Source organism: Cardinium endosymbiont of Nabis limbatus, from assembly GCF_965196625.1.
Lineage (GTDB): Bacteria > Bacteroidota > Bacteroidia > Cytophagales > Amoebophilaceae > Cardinium.
Genome location: NZ_OZ239769.1, coordinates 206995 through 220415, shown reverse-complemented (window position 1 = coordinate 220415; position 13421 = coordinate 206995). Strand labels below are relative to the sequence as shown.

Annotated in this window: 6 protein-coding genes; all 6 read right to left on the bottom strand. The window is 40.6% G+C overall.

What is annotated here, in order from left to right; translation table 11 throughout:
- Nucleotides 1-196: 196 nt before the first annotated feature.
- The 6 genes from ACOALF_RS01035 to ACOALF_RS01010 all read right to left on the bottom strand — a co-directional run bounded on the left by ACOALF_RS01035 (nucleotide 197) and on the right by ACOALF_RS01010 (nucleotide 13412).
- Nucleotides 197-2623: a DNA translocase FtsK gene (locus ACOALF_RS01035; protein WP_419241608.1), complete on the bottom strand. Its 2427-nt coding sequence runs from the start codon at nucleotides 2621-2623 to the stop codon at nucleotides 197-199.
- Nucleotides 2624-2680: 57 nt separating this feature from the next.
- Complete coding sequence (locus ACOALF_RS01030; RefSeq protein WP_419241607.1) at nucleotides 2681-2983, bottom strand: iron-sulfur cluster assembly protein; 303 nt, start codon at nucleotides 2981-2983, stop codon at nucleotides 2681-2683.
- 133 nt (nucleotides 2984-3116) lie between these two features.
- Nucleotides 3117-6671, bottom strand: a complete 3555-nt coding sequence (locus tag ACOALF_RS01025) for a sodium:solute symporter family transporter (protein ID WP_419241606.1) — start codon at nucleotides 6669-6671, stop codon at nucleotides 3117-3119.
- 139 nt (nucleotides 6672-6810) lie between these two features.
- Entirely contained in the window at nucleotides 6811-10383 is a 3573-nt protein-coding gene (locus tag ACOALF_RS01020; protein ID WP_419241605.1) for a sodium:solute symporter family transporter, read from the bottom strand.
- 61 nt (nucleotides 10384-10444) lie between these two features.
- Nucleotides 10445-13156 carry a sodium:solute symporter family transporter gene (locus ACOALF_RS01015; protein ID WP_419241604.1) on the bottom strand — a complete coding sequence of 904 codons (2712 nt, stop codon included), beginning with the start codon at nucleotides 13154-13156 and terminating at the stop codon, nucleotides 10445-10447.
- Nucleotides 13080-13412 carry a hypothetical protein gene (locus ACOALF_RS01010; RefSeq protein ID WP_419241603.1) on the bottom strand — a complete coding sequence of 111 codons (333 nt, stop codon included), beginning with the start codon at nucleotides 13410-13412 and terminating at the stop codon, nucleotides 13080-13082. The genes ACOALF_RS01015 and ACOALF_RS01010 overlap by 77 nt, the downstream gene beginning before the upstream one ends.
- Nucleotides 13413-13421: the final 9 nt, after the last annotated feature.

The window sequence follows — 13421 nt, the reverse complement described above, 5'->3', positions numbered from 1 at the left end:
CATATTTATTTGTCAAAACAATATCACCACACTGTTTACGTACTAAATCATAAGTAGCATAAGCCGCTACAACTGATTTGCCAGAAAAAAATCGGTTATAGAGCCTGTGTACTTCATGATTAGGAATCTTAATTACACAATCATATAAATCACTATTGCTACTTTAATCCAAACTTTTTGCTCGATTAGTATAGCCTTAACCTTTCTGCAGCAACCGTTCTAAGATGTCATTTAAACCCGCTTCATCTGATACCAACACTTCTCTGGCTTTGCTACCCTCAAAGGGGCCTACAATGCCTGCTGCTTCCAATTGGTCTATCAGCCTGCCAGATCGGTTGTAGCCCAGCTTTAGCTTGCGTTGGATCAAGGAAGTGCTGCCTTGTTGATGTAATACAATCAGCCTGGCTGCTTCTTCAAATAAAGGATCTGTCTCTTGTAAATCTACCGTCTCCTCTTTGTCTTCTTCATCATACGTAGGGAGTAGGTAAGCAGATGGGTAGCCTTGTTGTCCACCAATGTAGCTACAGACCCGTTCTACTTCTGCGGTATCTAAAAAAGGCGTTTGTAGCCGGATGATATCAGAGTTCATAGAAAGCAACATATCCCCATTGCCTACTAATTGTTCCGCACCACTTGCATCTAAAATGGTTCTAGAGTCAATGCGTGAGCTTACCTTATAGGAAATCCGAACGGGAAAGTTAGCTTTGATAATGCCTGTAATGACATTTACAGAGGGCCTTTGTGTAGCCAAAACCAGATGGATCCCGATGGCACGTGCCAATTGGGCCAGTCGGGCAATGGGTACCTCTATTTCTTTACCTGCTGTCATCATCATATCGGCAAATTCATCTATAACCAATACAATGTAGGGTAAAAAGCGATGCCCTTCTTGAGGGTTCAATATCCTTTTTATAAATTTTTCATTGTATTCTTTAATATTCCGGGTGCCTGCTTCTTTTAATAGCTCATAGCGGTGGTCCATTTCAATGCATAAAGAATTCAATGTATGGATTACTTTTTTGGTTTCTGTAATAATGGGCTCCTCACTAATGGGTAATTTAGCCAAAAAGTGACGCTCTAATCTATTGTATAAAGAAAGTTCCACTTTTTTAGGATCTACCAATACCAGTTTTAATTGAGAGGGATGCTTTTTATAAATCAAAGAGGTCAGTAGCACATTGAGCCCGACAGATTTGCCTTGCCCAGTCGCACCTGCAATGAGCAGATGGGGCATGCGGCCCAAATCTGCAATAAACAATTCATTCGAAATGCTTTTACCCAATACAATGGGCAAATCCATTTTTCCTTTTAAAAACTTTTCAGAGGCGAGCATCTCCTGAAGGGGTACTACTTCTCTGTTTTTGTTGGGTACTTCAATGCCAATGGTCCCTTTTCCTGGTATCGGAGCAATGATGCGAATGCCTAGCGCAGCTAGGTTCAGTGCAATATCATCTTCAAGATTTTTGATCTTCGAAATCTTTACCCCTGCTTCGGGTACAATTTCATAAAGGGTAACAGTAGGGCCAATGGTAGCTTTTATTTTGGCTATATTGATTTTAAAGTTTTGTAAGGTTTGTACAATATTGTTTTTATTAATGGCCAATTCTTCTTGCGTAACAGATCGTTGTGCTTGTTCATACCGTTCTAATAGCTCTAAAGAGGGATACTTATAGCTAGATAGGTCTAACGTGGGGTCGTAGTTTTCACTCCTAAGCTGCTGTAATGGTATCGTTGATGGAGGAGCAGATAGAGCTGATTTAGATAGATTTTTAGAGGAGGGTTGAGGGGCGGCTACTACTTCAAAGTCTATATGGCTTTTGTGGGCCGTTTCTACCCTGGCTGTGTCGTTGCCATGTGCTGCATCTGTAGTGGGATGTTGCGCTGCGCTATCATTCGTTTTTTTTTTACCAGATGGTCGCTCGCTTTCTCCGTCAAATGGGTCACTGTCGCTAGTATTGTCCTGATGGGCTAAAGGGTCATTATCCTTTTTTACCTTTTTAGTGGCAAATAAATGAATGGTCGGTAAAGAGGTGATGTTAAAACATACTACTACAAAGATGATGCAAGTAATAAAAAGTAAGATAAAGGTACCATAGCCCAATAATCCTTTAAACAAGGTGCCAAGCTCATAGCCCACTCCGCCTAGATGGTTCGCGAGTAGCGTAGCGGTTGGGTAGAGTGTATATAGATAACCCAATAGAATATTCGACCATAATACAAGAAAAATGGAGGCCATCATCACTTTTAATAAAGAAATATTGGGCCAAATCCTGCGTGTGACCATTTTTATCCCCATTAAAAATAGAAAAGGCAAAAAGATAAAAGCGGTGATGCCCCACCATATATGGACGCAGTAATAGCTTACATAAGCCCCCGTAAAACCCAACCAGTTGGCAATGGCTAGACTAGATGCTTTGATCCCTAAGGTTCGAAAAGACTCAATAATATGCTGATCTTTAGCGCCATGCATCAGATGTGCAGAGAAGGCAAAGGCTAGAAAAATACTAACCCCCTGTAGCAAAAAACCAATGGTTATTTTGATGCGTTGGTCAAATACAGGTCGATTGGATGTCCCTTTTTTGGGGGGTGTATCTGATTGAACTTTATAATTATTTTGGGCCATTGCATAAACAGAAGAAAAATAAAAGATATACCATAAGATAGATCAAGTGGGAGCTGCTTAAGCAAATCCCAGTTCTAATTTAGCTGCTTCAGACATTCGGTCTATTGTATAAGGGGGGTCAAAGGTAAGATGTACCGTTACTTCGTGTACTTCCTCTATTGCTTTAATTTTTTCTTCGACTTGACTGGGTATAATATCAGCCGCTGGACAATTAGGAGAGGTAAGGGTCATTAAAATTTCAATGTTATTGAGTGGTAAAATGGTAATGTCGTAAATAAGCCCTAGTTCGTAGATGTCTACCGGTATTTCTGGATCATAAACTTGTTTAATGGCTTCTATGACTTGTTCTTTCTGAATCATAGTGATTGGTTTAAGTAGTTGATCAGTTGCAATATAATCAATCCGCTTTAAAAAGGAGAGCTCCTCTTCAGATTATGGAGCATTTTACCACTTTTTATTGAAACCTGATCAAGTGCAAAGTGGTATACAACGATTAGGAGCTTGCACGATCTATACTTTTATCTATATTCAAATCTTTACAAAGCGCTAATGCTTCTCTAGCAGCTTTTTCTAACAGGTCGCCTATCTCTGGACCCAAATAGGCATGGGCCAACTTAACATCAATCGCTAGGGTTTCTTGCACCATATGCGCTACTTCTGGTAGGTGTATATAGCCTGAAGCATGGCGTAAGTCATAAAGCCGTTCGGCTAGCTTAATGAACAAAACAGAAAGCTGCACATGTTCCTCCTTAATGGCTTCTTTCAAGCGATTTTGCACATAGAGCAAAGAAGGATGATCTAAGGCTTGGCGTTTATCTATCCTTATTATATTTAAAACAAAAGCATAAACGCCTAAATTATAATGTTCCTTGATATAAGAAAGGGGCAAACAGGTATGGCGCACCAATTCATAGAGCAAAGCGGCATAAATCACTTTAGGCGAGTGAAAGACCCATTCTACGACCAATTCGGCAATCCCTACGGCACGTACATAAAACAATTGACCCGAAGCATGCCGCTTAAAGCCAAAGTGCTTGCGCAACAATAAAAGCAAACCCGAAATGGTACCTACATCAATAGGATCCATGTTATGAGAAGATTTGCAAACATAGTCATGAAACTGCATTAATGCCATCATGGAGTCGGCTTGTTCCTTAGGGGTAACAGGAGTATCTAGGGTTAAACAATCTATAGGCAATGCAGCAGTCATCTTGCTTAGAATATCGGTGACATCATTAGGCAATACCAGTAACATAGTAGGCTGCTGCGCGCGGACACCATACTCCAAATGGCCATAGTGGGCGCCCACAATACTGGAGATGGTTTCTTGTTGAAGATCTATAGATGGGGAGTCTTTCTGTTTCCCTTTAGGGCCGATAGGATCTATTTCATCATCATAAAGGGCTTTGACTTTTGGAAGGGCTTCAGAGGGTGTAGTAGCCTGGCTGATTACTAGTGCAGTAGCTTGAAAAGAGATGGATGTAGAATGGCTGCTGGCAATAGGATCAACTTGCTTAAATTGCAAAACAGTGGAATGGAGTTGTATGCGCACAACTATGGCGCCCTCTAGTTTACCAACCCGTAAAACAGCTTGAACCAATAAATAAGCTACTTGGTTGATATCGCATATGATATGCTGGTAGGGTGCCTTATTAGGCGCTCTTGTATTTTCTACCAACAGCCTAGGCGGATTGGCTACCTCTTGAGATAACGCCAACTCTACCTTACGCATCAGCTTGTCTAATGTAATTTTAGTAGGCTGCAATAGTGCGTGCCTTTTAGCCCTTTCTCTTCTGTTAAAATAAGTTACCCAATCATAGAGTTTATTGATAATACTCTGAAAGTCCTGCTTATAAAGAGGCGTATTGCCATCTAAAAAAGAGATAGACTCCTCAATTTTGCCTACCACTTGCGCCAAAATAGGGCCATAGCCTTTCGACTTACTCACCCTAATAGAAGGCACCATAGCCGAGTCATAAAGAGATGCCTTTAGCTGCTGGGATGCCCTAATCTTTTCTTGACTTTCAAGGTAAATAATTTTAGCCAAATAGTGCCTTAATTTAACTTTCAAGCAAATTACCATGGCAAATACCAACAGACTCGCTATAAATAAAGGAAATAGGGAAGACAATACTGAAAAAGAGAGTCCAGTAACAATCGGATAAATGGCTACCAGCGAAGTAACGGCTACCACCCCTACGGCCAGATAAAGGGGCAATACCCATAAAATGACAGCACAATGGGCCAAAGATAAAGCCGCACTAAAGATCGGATCTACCAGATACCACCACTTCCAAAGCAGGTTTAAAGGCAGATAAATCCCTAACCCTAGTAGCCAAACTAGACTAGTAACCCAGGTTGGAATCGCTTTGCTAAAGAAGGTGTTAGAAGATGTAAAAAACACACCCACAAGACCTTGACCCATAGCCCAATAGATGTAATCTGGCTTAATAAACCAATAACTAAGAATAGCAGTAGCAATGATATAAAGACCTGTTAAGCGCAAGGTAGCATCGCTAGGCATCAGCTTTACTAAGGTAGCTTTTCTATTGGCCCATCCATTTTTAATGGCTTCTTTGCGTTCGGCGCGCTTGCGCGCATTTACTTGCTGCAATTGTTTAAACTGATCATCTGGACCAACCCACCCTTTACCTTTTGGCTGTTTCGGTAGATAGTGGGCTGCCATCATGGCTAGACCATTGGCCAGCATGCAAATGAAAGAGCCATTTATCCCTGTTACAGGCTCGATCCATTTATTCCAAGCTAAAATGGTTAATATGCCTGTTGCCATACCGATTAAAGCGGTACGGGAAGTGCCTCGAAAACCAAAAACAGCTAAGATAAAAGGAGCTGTTACAATAGGTACATAGCAGTCCATAGACCAGTACATTAATTGTAAAAGATCTGTACATTTAAAAGCGAGTAGCATCGCTAATAGACCCACTATTAGTGTGGTCCGCCTGGCTATTTTAAGTTGAAATGCATCAGGGATTTCTAGTTTCTTTTGTAGGCTTTGTATCACATCATGGCCAACCATAACCGCACAAACATTTAAACAAGAATCAGCAGTAGACATCGCCATAGCGAATAAAGCAATTGCAAGAAATCCTTTAAAAAGAGGAGGGATATGAGCGATTATATAGGGCCAAATTTGCGCTTTCGGTAAATCAGGTGCCCCTGCAAAAACAAATAGGCCTATTAAAATTATAAAGAAAGTTATAGCCAAATTAAAAAGCATAGCATATAAAAAAACTTTTTTGGCTTGAATGGGGCCAGAAGCCATATATACCCGCTGTATAATTTCAGGGCCTGTATAATCGACTATAAAAGATAGAACCAATAGCAGCATATGCACGAGTTGGGCGTTAAAATGGAATACACTACTAAATTGAAATTTAGGATAATGCTGCAGCATAGGCATAATTGTTGCAACAGGTTTATCTAACTTTACAAAGATAAACCAAGCTAGAAACGGAATAATAATAGCAAAGGTCAGAAATTGCAATACATCTGTAAAGGTAATGGCACGAACACCCCCAAAAGTGGAGTAAAAAATAAGGAGAAAGGTGGAAAGGAACGTAATCAAAAAGGGATCAATTGACCCCAAACACATATTAATCGCGTGAGACATTGCAGTGATTTGCATAGTAATAACAACTATGCACCCACAAACACTGACCAATGCAGTGATCACCCTTAAATATTTACCATAGATACAACCTAATGTTTCAGCTATAGAGAGGTGTTGCATAAATGGTCCCATGCGTATGGCTAGTCTACTGATTGCCCAGTAGCCAAAAGAAGCTAATGATATGCAAACGATCCACCATAAGCCAAGGTCATGGACACACTCTACAATACGCAACAACCCCGCTCCACTATAATTAGTAGCCAGTACCGTGGCTACCAAAGTAGCAGTAGCAAACTGTTTACTCCCTACTGCATGTTCTCGAAAAGTGGTTTTCTTTCTACTAAAGTAAACGCCTACCACCAAGGTTAGTACCAAAAAAGCAGCTACTATAAATAGGGGGATGCTCAAGCAGATCATAATATTAAAAATAGTTATATAAACAGTACAGGTTCTATGGTAAGGATTTTTAGCTAAAAATCAAAAAAAAGGGGGATAGGGTTTAAAATGCATTGCTTTAAAAAATCTATCTAAGTAGTTTTTAGATAGGACCCACTAACTATCTTGTTCTTTTTTTATACTGTTCTTTAGCTGTATGCTTACAGAGCGCTAGTGCTGCTTTGGCTGCTTCTTCTAATGCTGCTCCTATTGCTGGATCTAGATATGCATGGGCTAGCTGAACATCTACGGCAATGGTTTCTTGTGCCATATGTTGTACCTCTGTGAGATGGATGTAACCGGCTGCATGGCGTAAATCATAGAGCCGTTCGGCCAGTTTGATGAAAAGCACGGAAAGCTGTATGTGCTCTTCCTTAATGGCTTCTTTCAATCGATTCTGTACATGTAGCAAAGAAGGATGGTCTAGCTCTTGGTGTTTATCTATGCTTGTTATATTTAAAACAAAAGCATAAACGCCTAAATTGTAATGTTCTTTGATATAAGAAAGGGGCAAGCAAGTATAGCGCACCAATTCATAGAGCAAAGCGGCATAAATCACTTTAGGCGAGTGAAAGACCCATTTTACGACCAATTCGGCAATCCCTACGGCACGTACATAAAACAATTGACCCGAAGCATGCCGCTTAAAGCCAAAGTGCTTGCGCAACAATAAAAGCAAACCCGAAATGGTACCTACATCAATAGGATCCATGTTATGAGAAGATTTGCAAACATAGTCATGAAACTGCATTAATGCCATCATGGAGTCGGCTTGTTCCTTAGGGGTAACAGGAGTATCTAGGGTTAAACAATCTATAGGCAATGCAGCAGTCATCTTGCTCAGAATATCGGTGACATCATTAGGCAATACCAGTAACATAGTAGGCTGCTGCGCGCGGACACCATACTCCAAATGGCCATAGTGGGCGCCCACAATACTGGAGATGGTTTCTTGTTGAAGATCTATAGATGGGGAGTCTTTCTGTTTCCCTTTAGGGCCGATAGGATCTATTTCATCATCATAAAGGGCTTTGACTTTTGGAAGGGCTTCAGAGGGTGTAGTAGCCTGGCTGATTACTAGTGCAGTAGCTTGAAAAGAGATGGATGTAGAATGGCTGCTGGCAATAGGATCAACTTGCTTAAATTGCAAAACAGTGGAATGGAGTTGTATGCGCACAACTATGGCGCCCTCTAGTTTACCAACCCGTAAAACAGCTTGAACCAATAAATAAGCTACTTGGTTGATATCGCATATGATATGCTGGCAGGGTGCTTTATTAGGCGCTTTTGTATTTTCTATCAGCAGTCTAGGTGGATTGGTCACCTCTTGGGACAAAGCCAATTCCACTTTACGGATGAGCTTCTCTAAGGTAATTTTAGTAGGCTGCAGCAGTGCATGCTTTTTGGCTTTTTCCCTTCTATTGAAATAGGCCGCCCAGCCATAGAGTTTGTTGATGATACTCTGAAAGTCCTGCTTATAAAGAGGCGTGCTGCCATCTAAAAAAGAGATAGATTCCTCAATTTTGCCTACCACTTGCGTCAAAATAGGGCCATAGCCTTTGGCTTTACTAACCACAGTAACGGGCACCATAGCTGAGTCATAAAGGGATGCTTTTAGCTTTTGGGATGCTCTAATCTTTTCTTGATCTTTTAGGTAAAGAATTTGATTGATATGATGATTTTGTTTGCTTTTAAAGCAAATAGCCATGGCCAGTACCAGTAAACTGGCTATAAACAACGGCAATAGGGAGTATAATACTGTAAAAGATAACCCAATAGCAATAGGATAAATAGCGACTAATAATGCGATTGCTACCACTCGTATGGCTAAATAGAAGGGTAGTACCCATAAGATTACCGCACAATGGGCTAGCGATAAGGATGTGATAAAAATTGGGTTGTTAGAATAAAAACAATTTAAAATCAGGTTGAAAGGCAGATATCCCCCGAAGCCTATTAGCCAACATAGGCCAATAAACCAATTTGGAATGGCCCTTATCTTTTTGGAAATGTCATGGAGAAATGGATAGCCTAAACAACAAGCCGCTCCAAAAAGTTGCAACATAAGCCGGCAGCTATGATGCGTAATAGGCGCTATAAAGAAAGTGAGCAAGCTGATGATGGCACTATAAAGCCCTACACATGCTATTGTAGTATGGCTGGGTACTAACTTGGCCAAAGTGGCTTTTCTATTGGCCCAGCCATTTTTAATGGCTTCTTTGCGTTCTGCTCTTTTGCGCGCATGTGCTTGTTGCATTTGTTTAAATGTATCATCTGGACCCACCCATCCTGCATTTTCCGGTTGTTTTAGGAGATAGTAGGCAGTCATCATGGCCAGGCCATTGGCTATAGCAGCCAGGAAAGAGCCATCCATCCCTATTGCAGGCTCAACCCATTTATTCCAGGCTAAAATAGTTAGTAGACCTGTAGCCATACCAACTAAAGCAGTAAGAGAAGTGCCTCGAAACCCGTAAATGGCTAATATAAAAGGGGCAGCTGTAATAGGTACAGCACAATCGAGGACCCAATACGTTAATTTTAATAAATCTTGGCAATGAAAAGCTAATATCATAGCTAATAAACCCAATACTAAGGTGGTCCATCTGGCTATTTTAACCTGATGTGCATCATTAACTTTTTTCCGTGTTTGTATACTTTGCAATATATCGTGCGTAATCATAACAGTAGAAGCGTTTAAGCAAGAGTCTGCTGTAGACATAGCCATAGCGAACAAACTAATGGCAAGAAATCCTTTAAAAGAAGGAGGAATATGGGCCATTATATATCCCCAACTCTCTGCTTTAGGTAAATCTGGCGTACTTACGAAAACAAATAGCGGAACTAGAATAATAAAAAACATTATAACAAAATTAAAAATAGTAGCGTATGAAAAAACTTTTTGAGCCTGGATAATATTAGAAGACATATAAACCCGTTGGATAAGTTGGGGTTGTATTATATAAGAAACCAAAACAGTCAATGTAAGTGAGCATAAAGCTATTAGTTTAGTATCAAAATGAAATACGGTCCCAAACTGAAATTTTGCTTGACTTTGTAGTATAGGAAGAATCTCTGAAATTGGCTTCCCTACTTTTACAAACATAAACCAGGAAAGCAGGGGAATAATCATCGAAAAAGTTATAAATTGTAATATATCCGTGAAGGTAACGGCACGAATCCCCCCAAATGCTGAATAGAAAACAAGTAATAAAGTCGCAAGGGTAGGCAGTATATATGGATCAGGCAAACTAATACACATACCAATAGCTCGGGACATTACAGTAATCTGCATAGTAATGATAATAATGCAACGACAAGTACCAACCAAAGCCGTTATAATTCTTGCATACTTACCATAGGCATGGTCCATCGTCTCTGCCATGGAGAGATGCTCCATAAATGAGCCCATCCGAATAGCTAATTTGCTAATAGTCCACAAACCAAAGCAATCTAAAAGTACAAGCACTACCCACCATAAACCATATTCGTAGATACACTCTACATGAGACATTAAGGTGCACCCAGCATACAAGGTAGCTAACACTGTGGCCACTAAGGTAGCGGTAGAAAACTGTTTGTTCCCTACTGCATGTTCTCGAAAAGTGGTTTTCTTTCTACTAAAGTAAACGCCTACCACCAAGGTTAGTACCAAAAAAGCAGCCACTATAAATAGGGACATATTAAAGCATATCATAAAGGAAGCCATTAAAAAATAGTTATAGCAATAGAATAAAGCTTATAGTAAGGATTTTTAATTAAAAATCAAAGCTGGCATTTTTAGATATCCCTAGTGCCTGTTTAGCGGCTTGTTCTAATGCCACCTCTATCTCTGGACCCAAGTATGCACGGGCTAATTTAACATCTATAGCCAGCGTTTCTTGTGCCATATGGTGCACTTCTGCTAGATGGATGTAACCGGCTGCATGGCGTAAATCATAGAGCCGTTCGGCTAGCTTAATGAACAAAACAGAAAGCTGTACATGATCTTCTTGAATCGCTTTTTTTAAACGATGCTGTATATACAACAAAGCGGGATGGTCTAATGCTTGTCGCTTATCTATGTTTACCATATTGGACACAAAGGCATAAACTGCTATGTTATAATGTGCTTTGATATAAGTAAGCGACAAATAGCTATGTTGTACCAATGCATAGAGCAAAGTGGCATAAATCAATTTAGGGGTGTGCAAACCCCATTCTAGCACTAATTCGGCAATGCCTACTGCTCGCACATAAAACAATTGATCCGAAGCATGCCGCTTAAAGCCAAAATGTTGTCGTAATAATACAAGTAAACTTGAAATCGTCTTTCTATCAATAGGATTTTCTTTATCAGGGGATTTGCAGATAGCATCATGGAACTGCATTAATGCCATCATGGAATCTGCTTGTTCCTTTAGGGAGATAGAGGCTTTGGAGGTTAAGCAGCCTATAGATCGTTTAGTAGTCATCTTACTAAGTATATCCGTGACATCATTGGGCAGTACCAGTAGCGTGGTAGGTTGTTTCTGGTCATTAACCAATTTAAAATAGCCATAGTGGGCACGCACAATAGTGGATATCGTTTCTTGTTGAAGATCTATAGATGGTGGTGCTTTTTGTTGTCCTTTAGGGGCGATGGGATCTACGCTATCATCATAGTAGGCGTTCACTTTGGGAGGTTTTTTAGAGACAGTAGTAGCTTGGCTGATTACTAGGGCAGTGGCTTGAAGGCGTATGTAGGTAGGCAGACTGCTGTCAATAGCATCTTGCTTAAATTGTAAGGCAGTGTTATGCAGTTGTATGCTAACCGCTTGGGAAGCCTCTAGTTTACCAATTCGTAAAATGGCCTGAACCAATAAGTAGACGATTTGGTTGATATCGCATACCATGTAAGAAGATGGCTCCCCACTAGGGGTATTGATTTTTTCTACCAACAGCCTAGGCGGATTGGCTACCGCTTGGGATAAGGCCAACTCCACCTTGTCCATCAGCTTATCTAGCCTAACTTTAGTAGGCTGTAGCAGTGCATGGTCTTGAGCCTTATCTCTTCTACTAAAAGAGGTCACCCAATCATAGAGCTTATGGATGATACGCTGAAGGTCCTGCTTGTAAGGCGGTATGCCGCTATCTACCAGGGGGATAGATGCCTCAATTTTACCTATTATTTGCGTTAAAATTGCGCGATAGCCTTTAGCGTTGCCAGCTGTAGCCGTGGGTGCCATATCCGAATCATAAAGGGATGTGTTTAGCGGTTTGAGTTTCCTAATTTCTTCTTGATTTTCAAGATAGAGGGTTTTGTTTTTAGCGTGAACTAGGTTGCTTTTCAGGCAAATCATACCTGTATTTTCCGGTTGTTTTAGGAGATAGCGGGCAGCCATTATAGTCAGACCATTGGCTACCATAGCAACGAAGGAACCATTTATCGCTGTGGATGGCTCCACCCATTTATTCCAGGCTAAAATAGTGAATAGACCTGTAGCCATACCAATCAGAGCGGTACGGGTAGTACCTCGGAAGCCAAAAATAGATAAGATAAACGGGGCAACGGTTATGGGTAGATAAAGGCCAAGATTTAGCTTAAGCAAATCCAACAAATTATCATAGTAAAAGGTTAATGCCATGGCCAATAGACCTATACAAATAGAAGCTATCCTAGCGAACCGGAGTTGATAAGGATAGGGTGATGGCTGTACACTACGTATGCTTTCGAGCATATCATGGCTAACTGCAATAGCGCCTGAGTGTAAGCAAGAATCAGCTGCAGACATAGACATAGCTAGCAGGCTGACAGAAAGTAATCCGTGAAAAAATGGTGGAATACCAGCCATTATATAGTCCCAACCCTTGACTGCTGATAACGTTGATGTGCCTACAAAAGTAAGTAGTCCAATCAGGCATATAATGATATTGATGAAGATGCCAAAAAATCCAGCATTTTGGAAAACCTTTCTAGCCTGAGTGGCGTCGGAAGACATATAGACTCTATGTATGATGGGCGTATCTATATAGGATACAAGGATAGATAAGATTAGCGCAATCATGGCTACTGGATTCATATCGCAATGGAATAAAGTGCCGAATTGAAACTTTTCTTGTTCCTGTAGCAATGGAAAAATTTCTGTAAATGGTTTGCCTACTTTCACAAATATCCGCCAAGCCAAAAAAGGGAGAATAACGGAAAAAGTTATAAACTGCAATACATCGGTAAAGGTAACTGCACGAATACCTCCAAAGGAGGAGTAGAAAATCAGGATTAAAGTAGAGGATATAGTAATGAGGTCAGGGTTAACGGAATGGATACACATGCGAATCGATAGGGACATTACATGAATTTGCATGGTAACCATCGTAATGGAAGAGCCCATATTGAAAAGCGCAACAATGGCCCTGGGCCATTTACCATACACATTACCTATCGTTTCGGCCATGGAAAGATGGTGCATAAATGGCCTCATATATAGTGCTAGCCAACTGACAACCCACAAACCTAGATCTCCTAAAATTGAGAGGATAATCCAATACAGTCCAAATTGATGAACCTGGTCTACATTGCGCATTACCCCCCCCGCCGCTGTAAGCAGTAGCTAACACTGTGGCCACCATGGTAGCGGTGCTAAATTGTTTATTGCCTACTGCATAGGCGCGAAAAGTGGGTTTTTTTCTACTAAAGTAGATACCTATTACTAAGGTTAGCAATAAAAAAATAGCCAGTATACATACTGAGACGTTAAAGTAAATCATAAAAAAGGC

Coding starts and splice junctions, on each gene's coding strand:
- ACOALF_RS01010 (WP_419241603.1), bottom strand. CDS start 13,412: ATGATTTACTTTAACGTCTCAGTATGTATACTGGCTATTTTTTTATTG.
- ACOALF_RS01030 (WP_419241607.1), bottom strand. CDS start 2,983: ATGATTCAGAAAGAACAAGTCATAGAAGCCATTAAACAAGTTTATGAT.
- ACOALF_RS01025 (WP_419241606.1), bottom strand. CDS start 6,671: ATGATCTGCTTGAGCATCCCCCTATTTATAGTAGCTGCTTTTTTGGTA.
- ACOALF_RS01035 (WP_419241608.1), bottom strand. CDS start 2,623: ATGGCCCAAAATAATTATAAAGTTCAATCAGATACACCCCCCAAAAAA.
- ACOALF_RS01020 (WP_419241605.1), bottom strand. CDS start 10,383: ATGATATGCTTTAATATGTCCCTATTTATAGTGGCTGCTTTTTTGGTA.